Annotated in this window: 25 protein-coding genes; 22 read left to right on the forward strand and 3 right to left on the reverse strand. The window is 68.7% G+C overall.

Going from position 1 to position 25,647, the window contains the following annotated elements:
* Positions 1 to 18: 18 nt before the first annotated feature.
* The 6 genes from IEV96_RS16410 to IEV96_RS16435 are packed head-to-tail and all read left to right on the forward strand — an operon-like array spanning position 19 to position 7,234.
* Positions 19 to 1,047 carry an ABC transporter permease gene (locus IEV96_RS16410; RefSeq protein WP_188511788.1) on the forward strand — a complete coding sequence of 343 codons (1,029 nt, stop codon included), beginning with the start codon at positions 19 to 21 and terminating at the stop codon, positions 1,045 to 1,047.
* Positions 1,044 to 1,841: an ABC transporter permease gene (locus tag IEV96_RS16415; protein ID WP_188511789.1), complete on the forward strand. Its 798-nt coding sequence runs from the start codon at positions 1,044 to 1,046 to the stop codon at positions 1,839 to 1,841. Before IEV96_RS16410 ends, IEV96_RS16415 begins: the two co-directional genes overlap by 4 nt.
* Complete coding sequence (locus IEV96_RS16420; protein ID WP_188511790.1) at positions 1,838 to 3,493, forward strand: dipeptide ABC transporter ATP-binding protein; 1,656 nt, start codon at positions 1,838 to 1,840, stop codon at positions 3,491 to 3,493. The genes IEV96_RS16415 and IEV96_RS16420 overlap by 4 nt, the downstream gene beginning before the upstream one ends.
* On the forward strand, positions 3,490 to 4,629 hold the full coding sequence (add, locus tag IEV96_RS16425; protein WP_188511791.1) for an adenosine deaminase: 1,140 nt from the start codon (positions 3,490 to 3,492) through the stop codon (positions 4,627 to 4,629). The genes IEV96_RS16420 and add overlap by 4 nt, the downstream gene beginning before the upstream one ends.
* Positions 4,626 to 6,464, forward strand: a complete 1,839-nt coding sequence (locus tag IEV96_RS16430; RefSeq protein ID WP_188511792.1) for an adenine deaminase C-terminal domain-containing protein — start codon at positions 4,626 to 4,628, stop codon at positions 6,462 to 6,464. Before add ends, IEV96_RS16430 begins: the two co-directional genes overlap by 4 nt.
* Complete coding sequence (locus tag IEV96_RS16435) at positions 6,461 to 7,234, forward strand: GntR family transcriptional regulator (protein WP_188511793.1); 774 nt, start codon at positions 6,461 to 6,463, stop codon at positions 7,232 to 7,234. Before IEV96_RS16430 ends, IEV96_RS16435 begins: the two co-directional genes overlap by 4 nt.
* Positions 7,235 to 7,262: 28 nt before the next feature.
* On the opposite strand, the gene IEV96_RS16440 is transcribed toward IEV96_RS16435, so the two are convergent.
* Positions 7,263 to 8,513, reverse strand: a complete 1,251-nt coding sequence (locus IEV96_RS16440) for a DNA recombination protein RmuC (protein ID WP_188511794.1) — start codon at positions 8,511 to 8,513, stop codon at positions 7,263 to 7,265.
* Between the two features lie 55 nt (positions 8,514 to 8,568).
* Positions 8,569 to 8,985 (reverse strand): DUF1844 domain-containing protein, encoded by a 417-nt coding sequence (locus IEV96_RS16445; RefSeq protein WP_229733481.1) that lies wholly within the window; start codon positions 8,983 to 8,985, stop codon positions 8,569 to 8,571.
* Between the two features lie 270 nt (positions 8,986 to 9,255).
* On the opposite strand from IEV96_RS16445, the gene infC reads away from it, so the two are divergent.
* The 10 genes from infC to pheT all read left to right on the forward strand — a co-directional run bounded on the left by infC (position 9,256) and on the right by pheT (position 18,413).
* Positions 9,256 to 9,939, forward strand: coding sequence for a translation initiation factor IF-3 (gene infC, locus IEV96_RS16450; protein WP_229733490.1), 684 nt, complete (start codon positions 9,256 to 9,258; stop codon positions 9,937 to 9,939).
* On the forward strand, positions 9,932 to 10,126 hold the full coding sequence (gene rpmI / locus IEV96_RS16455) for a 50S ribosomal protein L35 (protein WP_188511795.1): 195 nt from the start codon (positions 9,932 to 9,934) through the stop codon (positions 10,124 to 10,126). Before infC ends, rpmI begins: the two co-directional genes overlap by 8 nt.
* A 33-nt stretch (positions 10,127 to 10,159) precedes the next feature.
* A complete protein-coding gene (rplT, locus tag IEV96_RS16460; protein ID WP_188511796.1) occupies positions 10,160 to 10,546 on the forward strand; it encodes a 50S ribosomal protein L20 in 387 nt (128 codons plus the stop codon).
* 92 nt (positions 10,547 to 10,638) lie between these two features.
* Entirely contained in the window at positions 10,639 to 11,442 is an 804-nt protein-coding gene (locus IEV96_RS16465) for a TrmH family RNA methyltransferase (RefSeq protein ID WP_188511797.1), read from the forward strand.
* Positions 11,443 to 11,511: 69 nt separating this feature from the next.
* A complete protein-coding gene (locus IEV96_RS16470; protein WP_188511798.1) occupies positions 11,512 to 12,249 on the forward strand; it encodes an amino acid ABC transporter ATP-binding protein in 738 nt (245 codons plus the stop codon).
* A 36-nt stretch (positions 12,250 to 12,285) separates the two neighbouring features.
* Positions 12,286 to 13,161: a glutamate ABC transporter substrate-binding protein gene (locus IEV96_RS16475; protein ID WP_188511799.1), complete on the forward strand. Its 876-nt coding sequence runs from the start codon at positions 12,286 to 12,288 to the stop codon at positions 13,159 to 13,161.
* A gap of 79 nt (positions 13,162 to 13,240) precedes the next feature.
* Positions 13,241 to 13,888 (forward strand): amino acid ABC transporter permease, encoded by a 648-nt coding sequence (locus IEV96_RS16480; RefSeq protein WP_188511800.1) that lies wholly within the window; start codon positions 13,241 to 13,243, stop codon positions 13,886 to 13,888.
* Positions 13,885 to 14,802: an amino acid ABC transporter permease gene (locus IEV96_RS16485; RefSeq protein ID WP_188511801.1), complete on the forward strand. Its 918-nt coding sequence runs from the start codon at positions 13,885 to 13,887 to the stop codon at positions 14,800 to 14,802. Before IEV96_RS16480 ends, IEV96_RS16485 begins: the two co-directional genes overlap by 4 nt.
* A 24-nt stretch (positions 14,803 to 14,826) precedes the next feature.
* Positions 14,827 to 15,867, forward strand: coding sequence for a phenylalanine--tRNA ligase subunit alpha (gene pheS, locus IEV96_RS16490; protein WP_188511802.1), 1,041 nt, complete (start codon positions 14,827 to 14,829; stop codon positions 15,865 to 15,867).
* The gene (gene pheT / locus IEV96_RS16495) at positions 15,867 to 18,413 is read left to right on the forward strand and encodes a phenylalanine--tRNA ligase subunit beta (RefSeq protein WP_188511803.1); all 2,547 of its coding nucleotides are present in this window, start codon (positions 15,867 to 15,869) and stop codon (positions 18,411 to 18,413) included. Before pheS ends, pheT begins: the two co-directional genes overlap by 1 nt.
* Before the next feature lie 89 nt (positions 18,414 to 18,502).
* Here pheT and IEV96_RS16500 read toward each other — a convergent pair whose 3' ends face one another.
* A complete protein-coding gene (locus tag IEV96_RS16500) occupies positions 18,503 to 19,039 on the reverse strand; it encodes a DUF937 domain-containing protein (RefSeq protein ID WP_188511804.1) in 537 nt (178 codons plus the stop codon).
* A 303-nt stretch (positions 19,040 to 19,342) separates the two neighbouring features.
* Between IEV96_RS16500 and argC the strand changes: the two genes are divergently transcribed.
* The 6 genes from argC to IEV96_RS16530 are packed head-to-tail and all read left to right on the forward strand — an operon-like array spanning position 19,343 to position 25,607.
* Positions 19,343 to 20,389, forward strand: coding sequence for an N-acetyl-gamma-glutamyl-phosphate reductase (argC, locus tag IEV96_RS16505; protein WP_188511805.1), 1,047 nt, complete (start codon positions 19,343 to 19,345; stop codon positions 20,387 to 20,389).
* Complete coding sequence (gene argJ / locus IEV96_RS16510; protein ID WP_188511806.1) at positions 20,386 to 21,543, forward strand: bifunctional glutamate N-acetyltransferase/amino-acid acetyltransferase ArgJ; 1,158 nt, start codon at positions 20,386 to 20,388, stop codon at positions 21,541 to 21,543. Before argC ends, argJ begins: the two co-directional genes overlap by 4 nt.
* Positions 21,543 to 22,445 (forward strand): acetylglutamate kinase, encoded by a 903-nt coding sequence (gene argB, locus IEV96_RS16515; RefSeq protein ID WP_188511807.1) that lies wholly within the window; start codon positions 21,543 to 21,545, stop codon positions 22,443 to 22,445. The genes argJ and argB overlap by 1 nt, the downstream gene beginning before the upstream one ends.
* Positions 22,442 to 23,650 carry an acetylornithine transaminase gene (locus tag IEV96_RS16520; RefSeq protein ID WP_188511808.1) on the forward strand — a complete coding sequence of 403 codons (1,209 nt, stop codon included), beginning with the start codon at positions 22,442 to 22,444 and terminating at the stop codon, positions 23,648 to 23,650. The genes argB and IEV96_RS16520 overlap by 4 nt, the downstream gene beginning before the upstream one ends.
* Positions 23,647 to 24,570 (forward strand): ornithine carbamoyltransferase, encoded by a 924-nt coding sequence (gene argF / locus IEV96_RS16525; RefSeq protein ID WP_188511809.1) that lies wholly within the window; start codon positions 23,647 to 23,649, stop codon positions 24,568 to 24,570. Before IEV96_RS16520 ends, argF begins: the two co-directional genes overlap by 4 nt.
* The gene (locus IEV96_RS16530; RefSeq protein WP_188511810.1) at positions 24,570 to 25,607 is read left to right on the forward strand and encodes a heparan-alpha-glucosaminide N-acetyltransferase domain-containing protein; all 1,038 of its coding nucleotides are present in this window, start codon (positions 24,570 to 24,572) and stop codon (positions 25,605 to 25,607) included. The genes argF and IEV96_RS16530 overlap by 1 nt, the downstream gene beginning before the upstream one ends.
* Positions 25,608 to 25,647: the final 40 nt, after the last annotated feature.

The following is a 25,647-nucleotide window of genomic DNA, read 5'->3' on the forward strand; positions in this document are numbered from 1 at the left end:
AGTCCGGAAAGCACCGCAGTGAAATCAGCAGGAACGTCACCCACCAGGTTCGCCGTAGCCGTGCGCTACCTCGCGCCCAAGCTCGTCCAATTCGCCTTCGTGATCTGGGCGACCTACACGGTGACGTTCCTGCTGATCCACCTGCTGCCCGGCGACCCGTTGCTCGCCGCACTGTCGGTCAAGGGCGGCGACGCGACGACCACCGATCCGGCCGCGCTCGAGATCCTTCGTGCGCAGTACGGTCTCGACGGTTCGCTCTGGGACCAGTACTGGGGCCACCTCATCCAGGCGTTGCAGGGAAACCTCGGCCTCTCGATCGCCACGGGCCAGCCGGTGGGAGACATGATCGCCCGCGCCCTGCCGAACACCGCGGCCGTGGCGATCCTCGCCCTCGTGCTCGGCGTCGTCTCGTCGGTCGTCATTACCTACTTCGCTTACGTCACCCGGTGGGGCTGGGTGCGCAACACCCTGCTGCAGATCCCGCCGCTCGGCGTCGCGATCCCCGCGTTCCTCTCCGGCCTCGTGCTCGTGAGCATCTTCGCCTTCGGCCTCGACCTGCTGCCGTCGTCGGGGAGCCGCAACCCGCTCAGCATCGTGCTGCCGGCCATCACCCTGGCGCTGCCGGTGGGGGCCATCTTCTTCCAGGTCTTCTCCGCGGCCGTGCTCGAGGCGATGGCGAGCCCCTACGTCTTCACCGCGACCGCCAAGGGTCTCGCCCCACGCACGATCTTCCTCCGCCACGTGCTGCGCAACTCGTTGCTGCCGTCGATCACGATCCTCGGCCTGCTCATCGGCTACCTCGCCGGCGGTACCGCGGTCGTCGAGACCGTCTTCTCCCGCGACGGCATCGGCCGCCTAACCGTCGACGCCGTGCTCGCCCGCGACTCCAACGTCATCCAGGGAATCATCATCGTCGTCGCCCTCGTCTATTCCGTCGTCAACCTTCTCGTCGACCTCTCCTACGGCGTGATCGACCCGCGCACCCGGGCTGCGCTCAGCGGCACCGCGGTGGCACGGGCCAAAGACGAGGCGGCGGTCGAGGTATGAGAATCCTGCGCCAGCCCGGAATCATCGTCTCTCTCGTCATCATCCTGTTCACCGTCGCGGTGATGCTCTGGCCTTCGCTGTTCGCCACCCACGACCCCTACGAGGGTGTGGCGGTCGACCGCCTGCAGGGCCCGAACGGCACCTACTTCTTCGGCACCGACCACCTCGGCCGCGACCTCTTCTCACGGGTCGTGTACGGCGCCTTCCTCTCCCTCGCCTCCGCGGGGGCGGCCGTGCTCGTCGGGGTCGTCGTCGGCGCCGTCGTCGGACTCTTCTCAGGCTTCGTCGGCGGCCGCGTCGACTTCGTGATCATGCGCTTCGTCGACGTGCTCATCGCCGTGCCGAGCATCCTGCTGGCCCTGATCGTCGTCGCGAGCCTCGGCTTCGGCCCTTGGTCGGTCGCGTTCGGCGTCGGGCTCGGGGCCACCGGCTCGTTCACCCGCATCATGCGCTCCCAGGTCGTGCGCGTGCGCAACGAGGAGTACGTCGAGGCGGCGCGCACCCTCGGGGTCCGCTGGCCGAGCATCCTGTTCTCCCACATCCTGCCCAACTCGGCGCGTCCCGTGATCGCCTACGCGGCGCTCGAGCTCGGCACCGCGATCCTCGCCGTGTCGGCCCTCAGCTTCCTCGGTTTCGGCGCCCAGCCGCCCGAGCCCGAATGGGGCGCCCTCGTCTCCGCCGGCCGCGACTTCGTGTCGACCGCGTGGTGGCTCAGCGTGATCCCCGGCTTCGTGATCCTCGTGATCGTGCTCGCCGTCAACCGCCTCGCGCGAGCGATCGGAGAGAACAAATGACCGACAACCTCCTCACCGTGACCGGCCTCGCGGTCGACTACACCTCGCGCACGGGCACCACGCACGCGGTGCGCGGCGTCGACTTCGCTGTGCCGCGCGGTGCGATCGTCGCGATCGTCGGCGAGTCGGGATCCGGCAAGAGCACCATCTCCCAGTCGATCGTGCGCAGCCTCGCCGAGGGCGGAAGGCTCGTGGCCGGCTCCATCGAGTTCGACGGCCGTGACCTCGCCCTGTTGCCGGAGCGCTCGCTCCGTGGCATCCGGGGCAAGGAGATCGGCTTCGTTCCGCAGGATCCGAGCAATTCGCTGAACCCCCTCCTGCGGGTCGGCGAACAGATCGCCGAGACCCTGCGCCTGCACAAAAATCTGGACAGGGCGGATGCCGCGGCGGAAGCCGTGCGCATCCTCGACGAGGTCGGCATTCCGAACGCGGCAGCCCGCGCGGGACAGTACCCGCACGAACTCAGCGGCGGAATGAAGCAGCGCGTGCTCATCGGCATGGCGTGGGCCTGCACGCCGAAGCTCGTGATCGCCGACGAGCCGACCAGCGCGCTCGACGTCACCGTGCAGCGCCACGTCCTCGACCGCATCGAGCAGCTCGCCCGCGATCACGGCACCGCGGTGCTGCTGGTCACGCACGACCTCGCCGTCGCAGCCGACCGGGCCGACCAGATCATCGTGATGCAGCGCGGCCTCGTCGTGGAGACGGGCACGGCCGCGGAGGTGCTCGGCTCGCCGAAGCACGAGTACACCCGCGAGCTGGTGGCGGCGGCGCCCGGCCTGTCGAGCACGCGGCTCACCGCGCGCGCGGTGAACGTGGCGAGCGAGGCGCTCACCCTCGGATTCCGGGCGCGCCCCGCGAAGCCGGCTCCGAACATCCTCGAGGTCGAGCACCTCACCAAGACGTTCGTGCTGCGCAACGCCGGCGTCGCCGCGTCGTTCACGGCGGCCGACGACGTGTCGTTCCAGGTGCCGCGCGGGTCGACGTTCTCGATCGTGGGGGAGTCCGGCTCGGGCAAGACCACGACCGCGCGCATGGTCGCGCGCATCACGGCGGCCGACTCCGGAACGGTGCGTTTCGACGGCGAAGACATCTCCGCCGCGAAGGGCGACGCGCTGCGTCAGCTGCGCCGCCGCATCCAGGTCGTCTACCAGAACCCATTTGGTTCGCTCGACCCGACCATGTCGGTGACGAGGATCGTGACCGAGCCGCTGCGTGCCTTCCACATCGGCTCGCGGGCGCAGCGCGCCGAGACCGCGCGTGCCCTGCTGAGCGCCGTGCGCCTCGACCCCGAACTCGCCGAACGCCGCCCCACCCAGCTCTCGGGCGGCCAGCGCCAGCGGGTCGCCATCGCCCGCGCCCTGGCCCTCGGGCCCGAACTGCTCGTGCTCGACGAGCCGGTCTCCGCGCTCGACGTCTCGGTGCAGGAGCAGATCCTGCAGCTGCTCGTCGACCTGCAGGCCGAGTTCGGGTTGAGCTATCTCTTCATCTCGCACGACCTCGGGGTGATCCGCCAGGTCTCCGACCACATCGCGGTCATGCGCCTCGGCCGCATGATCGAGCAGGGGCCCGCACGCATCGTCATGGCGAACCCGACCGAGCAGTACACCCGCGAGCTGCTCGAGGCGATCCCCGGAAGACGGCACGCGTGACCCGCGCCGACCGTGTCGACGAGAACACGATCCGCGCGCTGCCCAAGGCCGAGGTGCACGTGCACCTCGAGGGCGGCTTCGAGCTCGTCGACCTCGTCGACCTGGCCAAGGCGGCGGGGGTCGCGCTTCCCGGCCCCGCGCGTTCGCTCTTCGATGTCAGCACCCACTACGAGCCCGCGCCCGACGCCGTCTCCTCGGGCGGCGGCGCCGCGAACGGCGTCGGTGTCGGCGGGCTGAGCGGGTTCCTGCGTTTCCTCGACTGGCAGTGCTCGCTCGTCACGACCGCCGAGCAGGCGGCGCGCGTCGCCTACCGCTTCGCCGCCCGCGAGAGCTCCTCGGGCGTGCGCTACGCCGACGTCGTGGTGAACCCCACCCACTGGAACGCGTGGAACGGCCGCACCCCCGAGCTCTTCGCCGCCTTCGCCGCCGGGCTCGACGAGGCGCGGCAGGACGGTCTCGCCGACATCGGGCTGTGCGTCTCGCTGCTGCGGTCGCAGAGCAGGGCCGAGGCCCGCGAGCTCGTCGAGTGGATGGCCGCCGCCCGCCCCGCCCACGTCGTCGCCCTCTCCGTCGACGGCGACGAACGGGTCTCCGGCCGCACCGGCGAGAAATTCGCCGAGGCCTTCACCCTCGCCCGCGACTCCGGATTCCACCGCACCGTGCACGCCGGCGAGTCGAGCGGGCCCGAGGGTGTCTGGGACGCCATCGACCTGCTGCACGCCGAGCGCGTCGACCACGGCGTGCGTGCGATCGAGGATCCCGCCCTCGTGCGACGCCTCGTCGACGACGGCATCCCGCTCGGTATCTGTCCCCGCTCGAACGTCTCGCTCGGCATCTACCCCGACTGGGCGAGCCACCCCGTCGAGCGCCTGCGCGCCGCCGGCGTGACGGTCACGGTCAACACCGACGATCCCGCCCCGCTCGGCACCCGCCTCGAGTCGGAATGGGCGATCTGCGCCGACACCTTCGGCTGGGATCTCGCCGACCTCGGCCAGCTCGCGCACAACTCGGTGCGCGCCAGTTTCGCGGCCGACGACCTCAAGCACGAACTGCACGCCGAGATCGACGCCTTCATCGCGGACGGCAGAAGAATTTCGGATGCCGCGGCGCCGGTTACGGCAGAATCGGCATCGTGACCACTGCGCTGCGGCCCGAGTTGCTCCCCACCCACGCGGAGCTGGCGCTGCTCCGCCGTGTCGCGATCGGCCAGGCCCCGGCCGACCTGATCGTGCGCGGCGGCCGGGTGCTCGCGGTGCACACCGGCGAATTCCTCGAGCGCGACGTCGTCGTGTCGGGCAGGCACATCGCCGCCGTCACCCCGGTCGGCCACTTCGACTGCGACAACGTGATCGACGCGACCGGCAAACACGTCGTACCCACCTTCATCGACGCGCACCTGCACATCGAGTGGACCATGCTCACGCCCGGCGAGCTCGCCAGGGTGAGCGTTCCGCGCGGCACCACCACGGTTCTCACCGACCCCGACGGCCTCGCCAACGTCGCCGGCCTCGCCGGCATGGACTTCATGCGCGAGACCGGAACGCCGCTGCGCATCTTCGAACAGGTGAGCCCCTCGACGCCGGTGAACGCCGAGCTCGAGCGCGGCGGCGCGACGATCCCCGAACAGGACGTGCTCGACCGCCTCGCCGACCCGCGGTCGGTCGCGCTCGGCGAGGGCAACCCGTTCGACCTGAGCGACGTCGCCACGAACCGCTTCCGCGAGGCGCTCGTCACCGGCAAGCGCGTCACCGGACACAGCGCGCGCCAGAGCGGCGAAGGCCTGTGGGGCTACCTCGCGGCCGGCGTCGGCGACGACCACAACGCGGCCACGATCGACGAGGTACTCGACCGGGTGCGCCTCGGCGCCATGATCACGCTGATGAGCGGCTCGATGAACGACAACACCGTCGAGGTGTTCTCCGACCTCGACCGGGTCCGCCCGGCCCTCGACCACATGTCGTTCTGCGCCGACGACAAGCACGTGCTCGACATCGCCACCGAGGGCCACATCGACCACCACGTGCGCCAGGCGATCGCCGCCGGCATCGCGCCGGCGCAGGCCTACCGCATGGCCACCTGGCAGCCGGCGCTGTACTACCGGCTCGACCACGTGCTCGGCTCCGTCACGCCCGGCCGGCTCGCCGACCTGCAGATCATCGGCGACCTCGCCGCGGTCACGCCCGAGAAGGTCGTGGTCGGCGGACAGCTCGTCGCCGCCGAGGGCGTGCCCTTTTTCGACAACACCGACGACGTGCCGCGGTGGCTGCTCGACACGGTGCACGTGCCCGACGATTTCGACCCGTCGTTGCTCGCCGTCGCCGCGCAGGGACCGACCGCCACGGTGCAGGCCATGGAGATGTACGACGGCTACTTCAAACGGGCTTTCCACGTGGCCCTCCCCGTCGTCGACGGGGTAGTCCGCACGCATCCGGACCTCGACGTCCTGAAAATCGCCGTCGTCGACCGGCACTACGGCGACGCGCAGTGCGGAGTCGGCTTCGTCCGCGGCTTCACCCTCACCCGCGGAGCCATCGCCGTGAGCATCAACTGCACCAACGCCAACATCGTGGCGGTGGGCGCCGAGGACGTCGACATCGCCGTCGCGGTCGGCGCGCTGCGCGACCAGGGCGGCGGGTTCGTCGTCGTCGACGGCGGCGTGGTCACCGCCCGCGTCGAGTTGCCCGTCGGCGGGATGATGAGCGGCGCGCCCTGGGAGGCGACCGCTGCCGCCCTGTCGGTCGCCAACGACGTGGCCTTCGAGCTCGGATGTCGCATCCGCTCGCCCTTTATGGTGTTGTCGTTCGTCGGGCTCGGGGTGGTGCCGGATCTCGGCCTCACCGAGCTCGGCCTCATCGACGCCACGAGCCAGAGTTTCATCGATCTGGTGCTGACGGTGGGTCCGGACGGGATAGCCTGCCGTTGTCCCAATCACGACTTTCCCGTACACGCCCTCATGGAGGACCAATCGTGACGATCAACCGCACGGCCCACGTGGACGGCCGCGCGCGCTCCGAAGACGACAGGGTGCGCGGGGGAGTGCTGCGCTACGTACGCGAAGCGGTCGTCGCGAACGAGTCGCTTCCCGGCGAGGTCGAACTGGCCAAGCGGCTCGACGTCTCGCGCCAGCAGATACGTAACGCGCTCACGTCGATCGAGCGCCTGGGCATCGTCAAGCGCAGGCAGGGCGCGGCCACGGTCGTCGACCCCGTCGCCCTGCGCATGAGCGTGCGGCTCGAAGAGCAGCTCGAGCATTCCGAGCTGCTCGCCCGCATGGGCTACGAGCCGGCGGTCGAGGTCATCGAGTCGTCGCTCGTGCCCATGCAGCAGCACATCGCGCCGCTGCTCACCGCCGAGGCCGGTCCGCGGGCGTTCAGCGTGCTCAAGCGGTGGACCGCCGACGGCGTGCCCGCGATGGTCGCCGAGAACCTCGTCGCGCTGCCCGTCGACGTTCCCGACGATGTCGGAGGAGCCGAGTCGGTCTTCACGCTCGCCGAGCGCATCTGGGGCGAGTCCATCGTCTGGGAGGTCGCCACCCCGGGCGTGGCGACGCTCGACGAGCGGCGCGCAGCCCTGCTCGAACTCCCCGTCGGTTCCGCCGTGCTCACCCTCGAGATCATCGGCACCACGGTGAGCGGACGCCGCACCTTCCACGCCTTCGAGACCCACAACCCGGAGATCGTCACCTACTCCTTCGTGCGCACGGTGCGCCCGCCGTGGAGCAATCCCTACAACGAGGGATGACGCCCCGCGGCCGTGCGCGCGGCAACGGTCAGCTCGCGCGTTCGCCGCGCTCGTCGTCGCCCAGCTCGTGCGGGCTCCGCTCGTGCGGGCTCACGCGGTCGAACTCGACGGCCGTGAGCGGCTTCGCCGTCGCGTCGAGCGGGACGGCGGCTCCGAGTACCTTCGACTCGTCGAGGGCGCCCAGCTTGCGCGCCGACACCAGCACGCGCGACTCGAGCGAGTTGGCGAACTGGTTGTAGCTCGAGACCGTCGAGTCGATGCTGCGGCGTAGCTTGTCGGCGTGCTCCGACAGCGTCGACAGCCGCTGGTAGAGCTCTTTGCCCAGGTCGAACAGGTTCTTTGCCTCGTCGGTCAACACGTCTTGCTGCCAGCTGAACGCCACGGTCTTCAGCACCGACCAGAGGGTGACGGGGGAGGCCAGCGCGACCCTCTTGCTGAAGGCGTAGTCCATGATGCTCGGGTCGGCCTCCATCGCCGATGACACGAGCGACTCGCTCGGGATGAACGCGATCACCAGCTCGGGGCTCGCGTCGAGGCCCGCCCAGTAGGCCTTGCTCGCGAGGGTGTCGATGTGGCCGCGCACCACGCGCACGTGCTGCTTGATCAGGGCGTCGCGACGCGCGCCCTCTTCGCCGGTCGCGGTGACCGCGATCTGGGAGGCCTCGAGAAACGCGGTGAACGGCACCTTCGCGTCGACCGCGATGTTCTTGCCGCCCGGCAGGTGGATGACCATGTCGGGCCGACCGGCGCCAGTGTCGCTGCGCACCGACTGCTGCACGTCGAAGTCGACCCGCTCGACGAGCCCGGCCGCCTGCACCACGTTGCGCAGCTGGGTCTCGCCCCAGACGCCGCGGGTGCCGTTGTTGCGCAGCGCAGAAGCGAGCGACTCGGCGGTGCCGCGCAGCCGTTCTTCTGATTCGGTGGCGTTCTTGAGCTGCTCGCTCAACTGGCCGTGCTGCAGGCTGCGCTGGCTCTCCAGGTCGGCGACGGTCTGCTGCATGGTGCGCAACGTCTCCTGCACGGGGGAGAGGGCCTGGAGCACGCGGTTGTCGGCGTCCCTGCTCTGCTGCGCCGCGCGCTGCTGCGCGAGCAGGTGTTCGACCTGCTCGCGGAGTGCGACGGCTGTGGCATCCGAAGCGGCCGCTTCTGCCTTCAACTCGCTGAGCACAGCGATGGTCGCAGGCGAGTTCGACCGGGCGCGCGCGACCAGCAGGCCGATGATGGCGCCGAGGATCACGCCGAGCAGCAGGCCGAGCACGAGCGACAGTATGGGGTCCATGCGCCCAGTGTCGCACCGCCCGCCGACACCGTCGCCGCGCCCTACCGGCGGTGGGTCAGTTGACCGGGCCGGTCCACTTCTCGCCGGGGCCCTTGCCCACGCCGTCGGGGATCGACGACGCCTCGCGGAAGGCGAGCTGCACCGTGCGCAGTCCGTCGCGCAGGGCCAGGGCGTGGTGGTCGCCGAGGTCGGGGGCGCTCGCGGTGACGAGGCCGGCGAGGGCGTTGATGAGCTTGCGTGCCTCGTCGAGGTCGATCTGCGCCTCGGCGTCCGGCTCGTCGGCGAGCCCCAGCTTCACGGCGGTGGCGCTGAGCAGGTGGATGGCGACCGTGTTGATGACCTCGATCGCCGGAACCTCCCCGATGTCGCGGATCTCGACGTCGGGGTCGAGGTTCGCGCCGCTGTGATCGTGGCCGTCGCCGCCGTGCAGCGCCGAGCTCGAGGCGTGATCGTGGGAGTAGGGCTCGCTCATTCGGTGCATCCTTAGTCTTTTCGCGCGGCGTCTGCTATTCTTGTGCAGGCTTCGGGGCTTGCCCCGATACGAAAGTGGAGATTCTCCCACCCGTCAACCGCTTCTCAAGGTTACCGGGTAGTTACACCCCGCCGAAGTTGTGCGTCACAGCGCGATAGGTAGATAAACAGGGTGTTGGCGTCGCAATAAACAGCACGCGTGATTCTTCTCTTCGTCCCTGCCCGGCATCCGCCGACAGAGTGGCCACCAGAAGATCTAAAGGAGTCCCGCATCAGCGATCCCCGTACTAACGACCGAATCCGCGTACCGGAGGTCCGACTCGTCGGACCCGCCGGAGAGCAGATCGGTGTCGTTGCCATTGACGTGGCACTTCGACTTGCCCAGGAGGCCGACCTGGATTTGGTTGAGGTTGCTCCCAACTCCAAGCCTCCCGTCGCCAAAATCATGGACTACGGCAAGTTCAAGTACGAAGAGGCCCAGAAGGCCAAGGAAGCACGTCGTAACCAGGCGAACACGATCCTCAAAGAGGTCCGTTTCCGTCTGAAGATCGACGTGCACGACTACGAGACCAAGCGCAAGCGTGCCGAGGGCTTCCTCGCCGCCGGCGACAAGGTCAAGGCGATGATCCTGTTCCGTGGTCGCGAGCAGTCGCGTCCCGACCAGGGCGTGCGCCTGCTCAAGCGTTTCGCGGAAGACGTCGCCGAGTTCGGCACGATCGAGTCGAGCCCCACGATCGACGGCCGCAACATGGTCATGGTCATCGGCCCGCTCAAGACGAAGGCGACAGCCAAGGCCGAGGCCGAGGCACGCCGCGTCGCGAACAAGCCCGCAAAGGGCGGTTCGGATGTCACGGACGGCGACGACGAGACCGACGAGGTCTCCCCAGAACCCACTGAAAATGTGTCGGCTGACTCAGCCGAAGATGTATCAACGAAAGAGGATAAAGATGCCTAAGCAGAAGACGCACTCGGGCGCCAAGAAGCGTTTCAAGCTCACCGGAACCGGCAAGATCAAGAAGCAGGGTGCCGGCATGCGACACAACCTCGAGGTCAAGTCGAGCAAGGTCAAGCGCAGCTTGAGCAAGGACCGTCTCGTCGCACCCGCCGACGCGAAGATGATCAAGAAGCTTCTCGGCAAGTAACGCCGCCGGCCCCCAAGATTTAGGACAAGAAAAATGGCAAGAGTCAAGAGAGCAGTAAACGCTCACAAGAAGCGTCGCGTAATCCTCGAGCGCGCAAAGGGCTACCGCGGACAGCGTTCGCGCCTGTACCGCAAGGCCAAGGAGCAGGTCACCCACTCCCTCGTCTACGCGTACCGCGACCGCCGCGCCCGCAAGGGTGACTTCCGTCGCCTGTGGATCCAGCGCATCAACGCCGCGTCGCGCGCGAACGGCCTCACCTACAACCGCCTCATCCAGGGACTCAACCTGGCCGGCGTGCAGGTCGACCGTCGCATCCTCGCCGACCTCGCGATCACCGAGCCGGCCACGTTCGCGGCGATCGTCGCGACGGCCAAGGCAGCACTGCCCGCCGACACGAGCGCCCCGAAGGTCAAGGCGTAACACCCCGCTTTATCCCACCGCCGCGCTGGCGCTCCTCGTGAGCGTCAGCGCGGCGGCCGTTAAACGGCCGTTCTGCCGCCTAAACTGGCGGCATGATCGACAACCCGCGCTCCCCTCGAGTACGCGGCGTGGCCAAGCTAGCCAAGAGAGACGCCCGGTCCCAGACCGGGTTCTTCCTTTTGGAAGGCCCCCAAGCCGTCACCGAAGCCCTCACCTACCGGTCGGAGCTTCTCGTTGAGCTCTTCGCCACCCCGACAGCCCTCGACAAGTACCCCGAGATCGCGAGAATCGCCGACGAGATCGACCTCGAGGTCGAATTCGTGACAGAAGACGTGCTCGACTCCATGGCCGACACCGTGACGCCGCAGGGCATCATCGCCGTCTGCAAGCAGTTCCCGACGTCGCTCAAAGACATCCTCGCGTCGGAGCCGAAGCTCATCGCCATCCTCGAAGAGGTGCGGGACCCCGGCAACGCCGGAACCATCATCCGGGCTGCGGATGCCGCCGGAGCCGATGCGATCATCCTGACCGGCCGGAGCGTCGACCTCTACAACCCGAAGGTCGTGCGAGCGACCACCGGGTCGATCTTCCACATCCCCGTCGCCATCGCGGCCGACCTCGAGACCGTCATCGAGAAGGTCAAGGGCTACGGCCTGCAGATCCTCGCCGCCGACATCAAGGGCGCCGACCTGCTCGAAGCGCGCACGACCGGCGTTCTCGACCAGCCCACCGCGTGGCTGTTCGGCAACGAGGCCCGCGGTCTGAACGACGAGCACTACGCGCTCGCCGACAAGGCGATCACGGTGCCCATCTACGGACACGCGGAATCGATGAATCTGGCCACCGCGGCATCCGTGTGCCTGTACGAAAGCGCGTTCGCGCACCGCTCGGCCTGATTGTTTCAACTTAGTTAAGAATTTCGTTCAAGTTTGTACCCCACCCGACCCGTGTGGTTGGGTGGGGGCATGGAACCTCTAGTCGTCGTCGACCACGTCAATAAGCACTACGGCGAACTGCACGTTCTGAAAGACATCACCACCACGATCCACCGTGGTGAAGTGGTCGTCGTCATCGGCCCCAGCGGCTCGGGCAAGTCCACGCTGTGCCGGGCGATCAACCGTCTCGAGACCATCGACAGCGGCACCATCACCATCGACGGCAAGCCGCTCCCCGCGGAGGGTTCGGAGCTGGCGAAGCTGCGCGCCGACGTCGGAATGGTGTTCCAGAGCTTCAACCTCTTCTCGCACAAGACCATCCTCGAGAACGTCACCCTCGGCCAGACCAACGTGCGCAAGCGTTCGAAGGCGGACGCCAACAAGCGCGCCATGGAACTGCTCGACCGGGTCGGTGTCGCGAACCAGGCGAGCAAGATGCCGTCGCAGCTGTCCGGCGGACAGCAACAGCGCGTGGCCATCGCCCGGGCGCTCGCAATGGACCCGAAGGTCATGCTGTTCGACGAGCCCACCTCGGCCCTCGACCCCGAGATGATCACCGAGGTGCTCGACGTGATGGTGGGGCTCGCCAAAGACGGCATGACCATGATCGTCGTCACCCACGAGATGGGCTTCGCCCGCAAGGCCGCCCAGCGCGTGCTGTTCATGGCCGACGGCTCGATCGTCGAAGAGGCCACCCCGGAGAAGTTCTTCACCGACCCCCAGAGCACGAGAGCGCAAGACTTCCTCTCGAAGGTACTTACCCACTAATCGGTGGGCGAGCAACACAGCAACCAGGAGGAAACCATGAGACTCAAAAAAAGTCTAATGATCTCAGCCATCGCCCTCACCGGCGTGCTCGCGCTCAGCGCCTGCACCAACTCGGCTGAGACCGCACCCGAGGCGACCGTCGAAGAAGATGTCAGCTTCGACGAGGGAACGACCATGGCCGCGCTCAACGAGGCCGGCGAAATCACCATCGGCACCAAGTTCGACCAGCCCCTCTTCGGCCTGGCCGGCCCCGACGGCAACCCCGTCGGCTTCGACGTCGAAATCGGCAAGCTGATCGCCGCGAAGCTCGGCATCCCCGCCGACGGCATCACCTGGACCGAGACGGTGTCCACCAACCGCGAGCCGTACATCCAGAGCGGACAGGTCGACCTCGTCATCGCGACCTACACGATCAACGACGCCCGCAAGGAAGTTGTCTCGTTCGCCGGCCCCTACTACGAGGCCGGTCAGGACATCCTGGTTCTCGAGGGCAACCCCGAGGGCATCGAAGGCCCCGAAGACCTCGAGGGCAAGAACGTCTGCAGCGTCTCCGGTTCCACCTCCGAGAAGAACCTCGCCGAGTACGGCGCCGTGGTTCTCCCGGCCGCCGGCTACAGCGACTGCCTCGAGCCCCTGCGCACCGGCGCCGTGGTCGCGGTCTCCACCGACAACGTCATCCTGGCCGGCCTCGCCGACCAGAACGAGGGCGAGTTCGAGGTTGTGAACAACCCGTTCACGCAGGAGCCCTACGGCATCGGCCTCGCGCTCGAAGACGACGAGTTCCGCGCCTGGATCAACGAGACACTCACCGAGGCGTACGACGACGGCGACTGGGAAGCCGCGTGGGAGGCAACCGCCGGAAAGGTCCTCGACCTTCCGGAGCCGCCCGCAGTAGACAACTACACGCGCTAACCAGCACTCACGGAATGGCCCGCGCGGTTCGCCGCGCGGGCCATTCCCCAGCGAAGACAACAAGAAAGGGAGGTGGGCTGTGGATGCCGTAATCGAGAACCTTCCCGTATTCCTCGACGGATTCGGGCGAACGCTCACCCTCCTCATCTTCTCCGGCGCCTCGGCGCTCGCCATCGGCATCGTCGTCGCGGCCATGCGCATCTCGCCGGTCGCGTCGTTCCGCGGTTTCGCCGCGTTCTACACCGAGATCGTGCGCAACACCCCGCTCACCCTCGTGCTGTTCTTTATGGCCGTCGTCGTGCCGTACCTCGGCATCCGGGCCGACTACTTCCCGCTCGCGACCATCGGCCTGGCGGTGTACACCTCGCCGTTCTTCGCCGAGGCCATCCGCTCGGGCATCAACGGCGTGCCGATCGGTCAGGCGGAAGCCGCACGCAGCATCGGGCTCGGCTTCGGCCAGACCCTGCGCCTCGTCGTTATGCCGCAGGCCCTGCGCATGGTCGTGCCGCCGCTCATCAACGTCTTCATCGCTCTCACCAAGAACACCTCCGTCGCCGGCGGGTTCTTCGTGATCGAGCTCTTCGCCTCGGCGCGCGTCGTGATCAACGACCGCGGCGACGCCGTCATCGCGATCCTCATCGCGGTCGCCGTCTTCTACCTGATAGTCACCATTCCGCTCGGCCAGATCGCCGCGCGGATCGAAAAGAAGGTGGCGATCCTGCGATGAGTTCCTCCGTTCTGTACGACGCCCCCGGACCCAAGGCCAGGCGTCTCTCCCGGATCATCTCCGTCATCGGCGTCGTGCTGATCCTGGGCCTCGTGGCCTGGGTCGTCACCGCCCTGGCCGCGCCGCGCGTCTCGATCAACGGCAACGTGCAGCCGAGCCTGCTCGACCCGAGCCGCTGGGACATCTTCAGCGACGTGCAACTCTGGCTCGGCGTGGGGGAGGGCGTGCGGGCGACGCTCGCGATGTTCGTCGCCGGCGCCATCGGCGCGCTGCTCATCGGCCTGCTGTTCTGCTTCGGCCGGATCTCGAACACCAGGTGGATCCGCGTCCCGGTGTCGATCCTGCTCGAGTTCTTCCGTGGCATCCCGGTCCTGCTGCTTATGCTGTTCACCCTGCTGGTGTTCAGCACGGGTTCCTACTGGGCCGGCGTCATCGGTCTCGCTGTCTACAACGGTGCGATCATCGGCGAGGCGCTGCGCGCCGGCGTCAACTCGCTGCCCAAGGGCCAACGCGAGTCGGGACTGGCCATCGGGCTGACTCCGCTGCAGACCAGGCTCAAGATCGAGTTCCCGCAGGCGTTCCGCCAGATGCTGCCGATCATCATCGCCCAGCTGGTCGTGCTGCTCAAGGACACCTCGCTCGCCTACGTGATCGCGTACCCCGAGCTCCTGCGTCGCACCATGAACTACCTCGTCAACTACTACGGCGAGAGCTACCGGTTCTCGCTGTTCGTCATCACGTTGGCGATCTACCTCGGCATCAACCTGCTGCTCTCGTGGGTCGCGCGCATCGTCGCGCGACGCACCGCGGGCGGGCGCAAGAGGAAAGGTCCGCGAAAGACGGTCGGCGAGCCGGTGCTGCTGGATCCCGACGCGGGTGCCACCGCCGGCGGCGGCCTCGGCGGTTCGCGCTAACCGTTCCCGCTAAACTCGGTGCTTGTGTCAGAACCCACCCAGATCACCGAAGAAGCCGTCGCAGCGGCGGTCGACGCCGCCCTCGCCGCGGTCGCAGCCACCACGACGGTGAGCGAACTCAAGCTCGCCCGCGCCGCGCACACGGGGGAGACCTCGACGCTCGCCCAGCTCAACGCGCTGATGCGCAGCGTGCCCGGCGACCAGAAGGCCGCGGCCGGGAAACTCGTTGGCCAGGCCCGCGGCACCGTGAACCAGGCGGTCGCCGCTCGCGAAGCCGAGCTGGCCGTCGCCGAGGAGAGCGCGAAGCTCGCCGCGGAGGCGGTAGACGTGACCGCCGTCCCCCTGCGCTGGACGGGCGGAGCGCGTCATCCGATCTCTCTCCTGATGGAGAAAACGAGCGACATCTTCGTCGGCATGGGCTGGGAGATCGCGGAGGGACCCGAGCTCGAGAACGAGTGGTTCAACTTCGACGCGCTCAACTTCGACGAGGACCACCCGGCCCGCGCCATGCAAGACACCTTCTTCGTCGACCCGGTCGACTCGCACCTCGTGCTGCGCACGCACACGAGCCCGGTGCAGGTCCGTTCGCTGCTCGGCCGTGAGCTGCCCGTCTACATCGTCGCGCCCGGCCGCGTCTACCGCACCGACGAGCTCGACGCCACGCACACCCCCGTGTTCCACCAGATCGAGGGCATCGCGATCGACAAGGGCCTGACGATGGCGCACCTGCGCGGCACGCTCGAGCACCTCGCCCGCGCGCTCTTCGGCGAGGGCGCGCAGATCCGCCTGCGCCCCAACTTCTTCCCGTTCACCGAACCCAGCGCCGAGATGGACGTCTGGCAGCCGAACGCCAAGGGCGGCGCGCGCTGGGTGGAGTGGGGCGGATGCGGGATGGTCAACCGCAACGTGCTTCGCGCGGCCGGCATCGACCCCGACGAATACCAGGGCTTCGCGTTCGGTCTGGGCATCGACCGTACGCTGCAGTTCCGCAATGACATGAACGACATGAGAGACATGGTCGAGGGCGATATCCGCTTCAGCCAGCAGTTCGGAATGGTGGTCTGATGCGTATCCCCGTCAGCTGGCTCGGCGAGTACGTCGACCTGCCCGAAGATGTCTCCGTCGAGCACCTGCACGCCGCCCTGGTCAAGGTCGGCTTCGAGGAGGAGGGCTTCCACGGATTCGATCTCACCGGCCCGGTCGTCGTCGGCCAGGTCCTGGAGTTCACCCCCGAGGCGCAGACCAACGGCAAGACCATCAACTGGTGCCAGGTCGACGTCGGAGAAGCCGAGCCCCGCGGCATCGTCTGCGGCGCGCACAACTTCGCGGTCGGCGACAAAGTCGTCGTGTCGCTGCCCGGCGCGGTGCTGCCCGGCCCGTTCCCCATCGCGGCGCGCAAGACCTACGGCCACGTCTCCGACGGAATGATCGCCTCGGCCCGCGAGCTCGGCCTCGGCGAAGAGCACGACGGCATCCTGGTGCTGGGCAGCCTCGGCCTCGACCCCGAGGTCGGCGCCGACGCGATCGACCTGCTCGGCCTGCACGACTTCGCGGTGGAGATCAACGTCACGCCCGACCGCGGCTACGCGCTCTCGCTGCGCGGCGTCGCCCGCGAGTACTCGCACTCCACGGGCGCGGCCTTCCGCGACCCTGCGCGGTGGAGCTATGGAAATCGCGCCAGCGATTTCGCGACCCCAGCGCCGACTGAGCCTGCGAAGGAGGGCTCGGTCCCGACCGGCTTCCCCGTCACCATCGACGACACCGCGCCCATCCGCGGCCGCGCCGGCGTCTCGGTGTTCGAGGCTCGCGTCGTGCGCGGCATCGACGCCACCCGCCCGACCCCGCCGTGGATGGTCGCGCGCCTCGCCCTCGCCGGCGTGCGCTCGATCTCGCTGCCGGTCGACATCACGAACTACGTCATGTTCGAGCTCGGCCAGCCGATCCACGGCTACGACCTCGACACGCTCACGGGCGGCATCACCGTCCGCCGCGCCACGGCCGGCGAGAAGTTCGAGACGCTCGACGGAAAGGTGCGCTCGCTCGACGTCGAAGACCTGCTCGTCACCGACGAGTCCGGCCCGATCGGCCTCGCCGGCGTGATGGGCGGCGCGAAGACCGAGATGACGACCGGCACCGTCGACGTGCTCATCGAGGCGGGAAACTGGGAGCCGGTCTCGATCGCGCGCACCGCCCGCCGCCACAAGCTTCCCAGCGAGGCGGCCAAGCGGTACGAGCGCGGCGTCGATCCCGCCGTCGCCGCGCCCGCGGTCGCCCGTGTCGCCCAGCTGCTCGTCGAACTGGCCGGCGGCACCGTCGACACGCTCGGCTCCAGCTACAACGCCGCCACCGTGCCCGCTCCGATCGAGCTCCCGGCCGACTACGCCGCGAAACTGATGGGAGTCGACTACACGGCAGACGAGATCAAGTCGTCGCTCACCACGATCGGCGCCGACCTCTCCGCGTCATCCGGCTCGTACACCGTCACCCCGCCTTCGTGGCGACCCGACCTCACCGACAAGGCCACCCTCGTCGAGGAGATCGCCCGCATCGTCGGCTACGACCGCATCCCGTCGGTGCTGCCCGTCGCGCCCCCCGGCCGCGGACTCACCCGCTCGCAGCAACTGCGCCGCTCGGCGTCGCGGGCGCTCGCGGGCGGCGGCCTCACCGAGGTGCTCTCCTACTCGTTCGTCACCAGCGCGAGCAACGAGCTCTTCGGCTCGGCGACCGGCGGCCCGGTGCCCGCGATCAAGCTCGCCAACCCGCTCGACAGCGAGTTCGGCTGGATGCGCACCTCCGTGCTGCCCGGACTCATCGACGCCGCCCGCCGCAACCTGTCGCGCGGTCTCACCGACCTCGCGCTGTTCGAGGTCGGGCTGGTCTTCCAGCCGGTCGCGGGCGAGACCTACGGCAGCGGACCGCTGCCCGTCGGCAACGCGCGCCCGAGCGACGAGACCCTGCTCGCGCTCAACGCCGGAATCCCGCCGCAGCCGTGGCACGTCGGCGCGCTGTTCCTCGGCGACGCCGTCGTCAAGCAGCCGGGTCTCACCGCCGTGCGCACGGGAGTGGCCGACGCGATCGCGGCGGCACACCAGCTGGCCCTCGCGGTCGGCGCGACCATCACCGTGCGGCAGGGCAGCCACCAGGCCATGCACCCGGGGCGCACCGCCGAACTCTGGGCGGGGGACACCCTCGTCGGCTACGCGGGCGAGCTGCTGCCCGCGATCGCCGACGACCGCGACCTTCCCCGCGTCGTCGCGTTGCTCGAGGTCGACCTCGACGCGCTCATCGACAGCACCAGCGACGAGGTGACGCCGACTCCGATCGTCTCGTTCCCGGCGGCGACGCAGGACCTGTCGGTCGTCGTCTCGGATGCCACGCCCGCCGGCGACGTGCTCGCGACGGTCATCGAGGGCGCCGGTTCGCTGCTCGAGAGCGCCCGACTCGTCGACGACTACCGCGGCACCGGCATCGAGCCGGGGTCGAAGTCGCTGACCTTCGCGCTGCGCTTCCGGGCGTCCGACCGCACGCTCACCGCCGCCGAAGCCACCGAGGCGAAGACCGCCGCGGTCGAACTCGCCGCGTCCCGCTTCGGGGCGTCCCTGCGCGAGTAAACGCCGCTCACTCGCGGCATATTGCTGTTCCGGAGCCCCCGGAACAGCAATATGCCGCCGATGAGCGCCGCACTAGCGAGTGCGGGCCGCTACTTCTTGCCGCCACCCAGCAGCCCGCCGAGCAAGCCGCCGAGCACGTCTCCGCCGCCCTTGCCGCCGGCCGCACCACCGAGGAGCCCGCCAAGCAGGTCACCGATTCCGCCCGAACCGGAGGCCGCGGCATCCGTCGACTTCTTCTTGTTCAGAAACTGCGACGCGAGCCAGCTCAGCACGATCGGGGCGACGATCGGCAGGATCTTCGCGATGATCGACTCGTCGGCCTTCGCAGTCTTGCTCACCGCCGACACGACCTTGTCCTTGTTCGACCCGAAGACGTTGCGCACGATCTTCTCCCCGTCGTCCGTGTCGATCTCGTCCACCGCGGCAGGGGTGCGGCCCTCGTGTTTGACCAGCGCCTTCTCCAGCGAGGCGGCGCCCGCCTTGTCTTTCGAGTTCGCCGAAAGTCCGGCGACGATCGTGGGCAGCACCTTCTCCACCGCGTCGCGCGCGACATCGTCGTCGACGCCGAGCTTCCTCGCGATCTGGCCGATGGGGATCTGCTTGAGCAGTCCGTCGAGGTCTGACATGGGGACTCCTGACTGTCTGCGATTCGCGGATGCGACCGCTCTGTCACGCTAGCGAGACACCGCTCGGTGCAACAAACGGCAATCGAGGATTCGGCCGACAGGTGTAGCGCTGCTACAGTCGGCAGGTGGCCACTCTTCGCAACGCAGTCTCGATCAGCACAATGCTGTCATTCGGGCTGCGACGTCGCGCCACCTCCGAGCGACTCTAGGCGTCGAGTTCGCGACCCGGGTCGATGCATTCCCCGGTATCCGTCGCTCTCGCCGCCGCCTCATTCCCTCGTCCCCACTGAATAAGGTTGAGTCATGTCACTTTCCGTTGCCGTCGCCGGCGCAAGCGGCTACGCCGGGGGTGAGCTCCTGCGGTTGTTGGCCGCGCATCCGGAGTTCACCGTCACCACCGTCACCGCGTTCCAGAACGCCGGCCAGCCGCTCATCGCGCTGCAGCCCCACCTCCGTTCCCTCTCCCACCTGACGCTCGTCGAGACGACGCCGCAGAACCTCGCCGGTCACGACGTCGTCTTCCTCGCCCTGCCGCACGGCAAGTCGGGCGAAATCACCGCGGCCCTGCCCGACGGCACGCTCGTGATCGACTGCGGCGCCGACCACCGTCTCACCAGCGAGTCCGACTGGGCAGCGTTCTACGGCGGCGAGTATTTCGGCGCCTGGACCTACGGCCTGCCCGAGCTGCTGCACGCCGACGGTTCCAAGCACCGTGACGAGCTCGTCGGGGCCACGCGCATCGCGGTTCCCGGATGCAACGTGACCGCCATTTCCCTGGGACTCGCGCCCGGCATCCAATCGGGCCTGCTCGAGGGCGACGACCTCGTGGCCGTGCTCGCCGTCGGCCCGTCCGGTGCCGGCAAGGCACTGAAGACGAACCTGCTGGCGAGCGAGATCCTCGGTTCGGCCTCCGCCTACGGCGTCGGCGGCACGCATCGGCACACCCCCGAGATCGTGCAGAACCTGACCCTCGCCGGCGGCACCGACGTGGGCATCTCGTTCACCCCGATGCTCGTGCCGATGAGCCGCGGCATCCTGGCAACCTCGACGGCGAAGCTCAAGCCGGGAGTCACCGCCGCGCAGGTCCGTGAGGCGTTCGAGGCCGCCTACGCCGACGAGCCGTTCGTGCACGTGCTGCCCGCCGGCGAGTTCCCCCGCACGGCCGACACCGTCGGCGCCAACACGGCGCTCGTCGGCATCGCGGTCGACGAGGCCACGCGCAGGGTGGTCACGGTCACCGCCATCGACAACCTCGTGAAGGGCACGGCGGGAGCCGCCATCCAATCCGCCAACATCGCCCTCGGCTTCGCCGAAACGACCGGCCTGAGCACCAATGGAGTAGCACCGTGAGCGTCACCAATGCGGCCGGATTCGTCGCCGCCGGCGTGGTCGCCGGACTGAAGAGCACCGGCAAGAACGACGTCGCCCTCGTGCAGAACCTCGGCCCGAACAAGGCCGCGGCCGTGGTGTTCACCAGCAACCGCGCCAAGGCCAACCCCATCATCTGGTCGCAGCAGGTCATCGGCGACGGCATCGTCGAGGCGATCGTGCTCAACTCGGGCGGGGCCAACTGCTACACGGGGGCGTTCGGCTTCCAGACCACCCACGCCACGGCCGAGGCGGTCGCCGAGGGCCTCGGCGTCTCGGCCGGCGACGTGCTCGTCTGCTCCACCGGCCTCATCGGGGTGGGCGGACAGGACTTCCGCGACAAGGTCATCGGCGGGGTCGCCACCGCGATCCCCGCCCTGAACGACGACGGCGGGCACGACGCAGCCCTCGCGATCATGACCACCGACTCGAAGCCGAAGGAAGCCGTCGTGCAGGGCGCCGGCTGGTCGGTCGGAGGCATGGCGAAAGGCGCCGGCATGCTCGCCCCGGGCCTCGCCACGATGCTCGTCGTCATCACCACCGACGCGCTGCTCTCTTCCGCGGATCTCGACGCCGCGCTGCGTTCGGCGACCCGGGTGACGTTCGACCGGCTCGACTCCGACGGCTGCATGTCGACCAACGACCAGGTCTCTCTGCTCTCGAGCGGGGCATCCGGTGTCTCGCCGAGCCTCGAGGTGTTCACCGCCGCGGTCACCGCCGTGTGCGCCGACCTGGCCGCGCAGCTGCAGGCCGACGCCGAGGGCGCGAGCCACAACATCTCGATCGAGACGATCAACGCCGCGAGCGAAGACGACGCCGTGGAGGTGGGCCGCTCGGTGGCCCGCAACAACCTGTTCAAGGCGGCCGTCTTCGGCAACGACCCCAACTGGGGCCGCGTGCTCGCCGCCATCGGAACCACGACCGCCGAGTTCGACCCCTACGACGTCGACGTCACCATGAACGGTGTGCGCGTCTGCCGTTCGGGCGAACCCGACCGGCCGGCCGACGACGTCGACCTCACACCGCGGGCCACGCACGTGCTCATCGACCTGAAGGTCGGCACGGCCACCGCGACGATCCTCACCAACGACCTCACGCACGACTACGTGCACGAGAACAGCGCGTACTCCAGCTGATGGGTGCGTTCAGAGAGGCCCAGGGGCTCGAGGTCGAGATCAAGACCGCCGTGCTCATCGAGTCGTTGCCCTGGCTCAAGCGCTTCCACGGCCAGATCATCGTCGTGAAGTTCGGCGGCAACGCCATGGTCGACGAGACCCTGCAGCGGGCGTTCGCCGAGGACATGGCGTACCTGCACTTCGCCGGCATCCGCCCGGTCGTCGTGCACGGGGGCGGCCCGCAGATCTCCGCGCGCCTCGCCGAACTCGGCATCCCCAGCGAGTTCCGCGGCGGCTACCGGGTGACGACCCCCGAGACGATCGGCGTCGTGCGCGACGTGCTGTCGGGGCAGGTCGGACTCGAGCTCGCGGGCATGATCGACGAGCACCAGGCCGGTCTCGCCGTGCCCCTGTCCGGTGAGACCCGCGACCTGTTCGGCGGGCGCCGTCGCGGCGCCGTCGTCGACGGCGAACTGGTCGACCTCGGCCTCGTGGGCGACGTCGCGACCGTCGATCCCGCGGTCGTACTCGACGCGGTCGCCGCGGGCAAGATCCCGGTGATCGCGTCCATCGCGCCCGACCTCGACGAGGCCGGTCAGTCGCTCAACATCAACGCCGACTCGGCGGCCTCGGCCCTCGCCGTGGCTCTCGGCGCCGCGAAGCTCGTGATCCTCACCGACGTCGCCGGCCTCTACCGCGACTGGCCCAACCGCGACTCGCTCGTCTCGATCATCGACACCGACGAGCTCACGGCGCTGCTGCCGAACCTCGAGTCGGGCATGATTCCCAAGATGACGGCGTGCCTCGAGGCGGTCGCCGGCGGTGTCGCGAAGGCGGCCATCATCGACGGCAGAACCCCCCACTCGATCCTCGTCGAGATCTTCACCCAGAGCGGCATCGGCACGGAGGTAGTACCCGCATGACAGAGACCACGCTCCCTGAGCCTGTCGAAGGGCCGGCAACCTGGCGCAGCGATTTCCGTACCGCGATGATGGGCTCCTCGCCCGCGCCGCTCACCCTGCTCGAGCGCGGCGAGGGCTGCTACGTGTGGGACGTCGACGGCAAGAAGTACCTCGATTTCCTCGCCGGAATCGCCGTCAACTCGCTCGGTCACGCGCATCCGGTGCTGGTGGATGCCGTCAGCCGGCAGGTCGCGAACATCGCGCACGTCTCCAATTACTTTGCGACCGCCCCGCAGATCGAATTGGCTCAGCGCCTGAGCCGCATCTCGGGTGCCGGAGAGCGCGGACGCGTCTATTTCGGCAACTCGGGAGCGGAGGCCATCGAGGCCGCGATCAAGCTCGCGCGCCGTAACGGGCAGCACAAGACGATCCTCGCGCTCACCAACTCGTTCCACGGCCGCACGATGGGCGCGGTCTCGCTCACCGGCAAGCCCGCCCTGCGCGAGCCCTTCGACCCCGCGGTGACCGGCATCGACCACATCGACTCGACGATCGAGGCGCTGGAGCACGCGATGGGCGACCACGTGTCCGCGCTCGTGGTCGAGCCGATCAAGGGCGAGGCCGGCGTGATCGACCTTCCCGAGGGCTACCTCAAGCGTGCACGCGAGCTCACCGAGAAGCACGGCGCACTGCTCATCCTCGACGAGATCCAGACCGGCGCCGGCCGCACCGGAAGCTGGTTCGCCTTCCAGCAGCACGGCATCGTGCCCGACGCGATCGCCGTGGCGAAGGGCATCGGCGGGGGAGTGCCGATCGGCGCCCTCGTCACCTTCGGCTGGGCCTCCGAGCTGTTCACCGTCGGCCAGCACGGGTCGACCTTCGGTGGCAATCCGCTTGCGACGGCCGCCGCCAACGCGGTTCTCGGCGAGATCGAGAACGCCGGGCTCGTCGAGAACGCGGCCCGCCGCGGCGACGAACTGCGGGCCGCGATCACCGCGATCGGCTCGCCGCTCGTGGGCGAACTGCGAGGCGCCGGCCTGCTCATCGGCGTCGGCCTCACCGAGCCGGTCGCGGCGAGAGTGTCCGCGAAGGCCCTCGAGCTCGGCCTCATCATCAACGCGCCGAACGACACGAGCATCCGCCTCGCTCCGCCCCTCATCGTGGGCGACGCCGAGATCGCGCAATTCATCTCCCTCTTCACCCAGGCCTTGGAGGCATCAGCATGACCCGCCACTTTCTCCGCGACGACGACCTGACCCAGGCCGAGCAGCTCGACATCCTCGACCTCGCCGTCGAGCTCAAGAAGGACCGCTACCGGGTCAAGCCGCTCGCCGGGCCGCAGACCGTCGCCGTGATCTTCGACAAGTCGTCGACCCGCACGCGTGTCTCCTTCGCGGTCGGCGTGGCCGACCTCGGCGGCAGCCCGCTCATCATCTCCACCGCCAACAGTCAGCTCGGCGGTAAGGAGACCCCTTCCGATACCGCCCGCGTTCTCGAGCGCATGGTGTCGATGATCGTCTGGCGCACCTACGCGCAAGCGGGACTCGAGCAGATGGCCCTCGGCACGACCGTTCCGGTGATCAACGCCCTGAGCGACGAGTTCCACCCCTGCCAGCTGCTCGCCGACCTGCTCACGATCCGCGAGCACCGCGGAACGCTCGCCGGCCTCACCGTCACCTTCCTCGGCGACGGCGCGAGCAACATGGCGCAGTCCTACCTGCTGGCCGGGGCGGTCGCCGGTATGCACGTGCGCATCGCCAGCCCGCTGTCCTACGCTCCGGATGCCACGGTCGTCAGCGACGCGGAGGCGGTAGCCGCCACGACCGGCGGCTCGGTCACGCTCTACACCGACCCCGCCGAAGCCGTAGCCGGCGTCGACGTCGTGGTCACCGACACCTGGGTGTCGATGGGTAAAGAAGACGAGAAGGCCCAGCGCATCGAGACGTTCGGCGCCTACCAGGTCGACTCGCAGCTCATGGCGCTCGCCAAGGCCGACGCGTTGTTCCTGCACTGCCTGCCGGCCGACCGTGGCTTCGAGGTCTCCGCCGACGTGATCGACGGCGAGCAGAGCGTCATCTGGGACGAGGCGGAGAACCGCCTGCACGCCCAGAAGGCCCTGATGGTCTGGCTCCTCGAGAAAGCCTGATGACCCGCATCGTCGGCATCGATATCGCGCGCGGCCTCGCCGTGCTCGGAATGTACGGCGCGCACGTCGGGGTCACCGAACCGCTGGTCTTCACCGAGCCGGCGACCTGGCTCGACGTGGTCAACGGCCGCTCGTCGATCCTGTTCGCTCTGCTCGCCGGCGTCTCGATCGCGATCATCTCGGGGCGCACCCGCCCGGTCGACGGCACCGAACTCAGAGCCGCGCGCATCCGGATTCTGGTGCGCGCAGCGCTGATCTTCGCGATCGGCATGCTCCTCATCTGGCTCGACACGCGTATCGCCGTCATTTTGCCCGTCTACGCGGTGTTGTTCGTGGCGGCGATCCCGGTGCTGCGCTGGCGGCCGCGGTCGCTGTTCGTCGCCGCCGGCATCCTGGCGATCGTGTCCCCCATCCTCGCGGCGATCACGACCGTCCTCGTCCCGGTGGCCGACCCGGTCGTCGACCTGCTGCTGACCGGCCACTATCCGGCGGTGATCTGGATCGTCTTCGTGCTCGTCGGCCTCGGCGTGGGGCGGCTCGACGTCACTGCCCGCGTCGTCCAGCTGCGCCTGCTCGCCGTCGGCGCGGGGCTCGCGGTCGCGGGATACGGGCTCGGCGTCGCGGCGAACCGGGCAGTGCTTGAAAGCACAGCGCCGGTTCCGGTAGACATCGGCATGCTCGCGACCACCGAGCCGCACAGCGGAAGCCCGTTCGAGGTTGTCGGCTCCACCGGGTTCGCGCTCGCCGTCCTGGCCCTGTGCCTGCTCGTCGCGACCCGGGCGCGCATACCGCTCTACCCGATCGCCGCCGTGGGGTCGATGGCGCTCAGCGCCTACACCGCACACGTCGTGATCGTCGCGATCATCGGCGACGGCGCGTTCACCCAGAACGACAACGGCCTCTATCTGGCCTTCATCGGCGGAGCCCTCGTGCTCTGCACCGGCTGGGCGCTTCTGTTCGGCCGCGGACCGCTCGAGCGGGTGCTCACCTGGGCCTCCAACCTGGCGGCCCGCACCACCCGGCGCGCGCGAACCTGAAAGTCGCGTGCCGGTAGTCTTGACCATGATTTAACCCAAG

Source organism: Conyzicola nivalis, from assembly GCF_014639655.1.
GTDB classification, from domain to species: Bacteria; Actinomycetota; Actinomycetes; order Actinomycetales; family Microbacteriaceae; genus Conyzicola; species Conyzicola nivalis.

Excerpts from the sequence above, each read along its gene's own strand:
- IEV96_RS16415 (WP_188511789.1), top strand. The coding sequence starts at position 1,044 with ATGAGAATCCTGCGCCAGCCCGGAATCATCGTCTCTCTCGTCATCATC.
- IEV96_RS16420 (WP_188511790.1), top strand. The coding sequence starts at position 1,838 with ATGACCGACAACCTCCTCACCGTGACCGGCCTCGCGGTCGACTACACC.
- IEV96_RS16440 (WP_188511794.1), bottom strand. The coding sequence starts at position 8,513 with ATGGACCCCATACTGTCGCTCGTGCTCGGCCTGCTGCTCGGCGTGATC.
- IEV96_RS16445 (WP_229733481.1), bottom strand. The coding sequence starts at position 8,985 with ATGAGCGAGCCCTACTCCCACGATCACGCCTCGAGCTCGGCGCTGCAC.
- rpmI (WP_188511795.1), top strand. The coding sequence starts at position 9,932 with ATGCCTAAGCAGAAGACGCACTCGGGCGCCAAGAAGCGTTTCAAGCTC.
- rplT (WP_188511796.1), top strand. The coding sequence starts at position 10,160 with ATGGCAAGAGTCAAGAGAGCAGTAAACGCTCACAAGAAGCGTCGCGTA.
- IEV96_RS16465 (WP_188511797.1), top strand. The coding sequence starts at position 10,639 with ATGATCGACAACCCGCGCTCCCCTCGAGTACGCGGCGTGGCCAAGCTA.
- IEV96_RS16470 (WP_188511798.1), top strand. The coding sequence starts at position 11,512 with ATGGAACCTCTAGTCGTCGTCGACCACGTCAATAAGCACTACGGCGAA.
- IEV96_RS16475 (WP_188511799.1), top strand. The coding sequence starts at position 12,286 with ATGAGACTCAAAAAAAGTCTAATGATCTCAGCCATCGCCCTCACCGGC.
- IEV96_RS16485 (WP_188511801.1), top strand. The coding sequence starts at position 13,885 with ATGAGTTCCTCCGTTCTGTACGACGCCCCCGGACCCAAGGCCAGGCGT.
- pheT (WP_188511803.1), top strand. The coding sequence starts at position 15,867 with ATGCGTATCCCCGTCAGCTGGCTCGGCGAGTACGTCGACCTGCCCGAA.
- IEV96_RS16500 (WP_188511804.1), bottom strand. The coding sequence starts at position 19,039 with ATGTCAGACCTCGACGGACTGCTCAAGCAGATCCCCATCGGCCAGATC.
- argC (WP_188511805.1), top strand. The coding sequence starts at position 19,343 with ATGTCACTTTCCGTTGCCGTCGCCGGCGCAAGCGGCTACGCCGGGGGT.
- argB (WP_188511807.1), top strand. The coding sequence starts at position 21,543 with ATGGGTGCGTTCAGAGAGGCCCAGGGGCTCGAGGTCGAGATCAAGACC.
- IEV96_RS16520 (WP_188511808.1), top strand. The coding sequence starts at position 22,442 with ATGACAGAGACCACGCTCCCTGAGCCTGTCGAAGGGCCGGCAACCTGG.
- argF (WP_188511809.1), top strand. The coding sequence starts at position 23,647 with ATGACCCGCCACTTTCTCCGCGACGACGACCTGACCCAGGCCGAGCAG.
- IEV96_RS16530 (WP_188511810.1), top strand. The coding sequence starts at position 24,570 with ATGACCCGCATCGTCGGCATCGATATCGCGCGCGGCCTCGCCGTGCTC.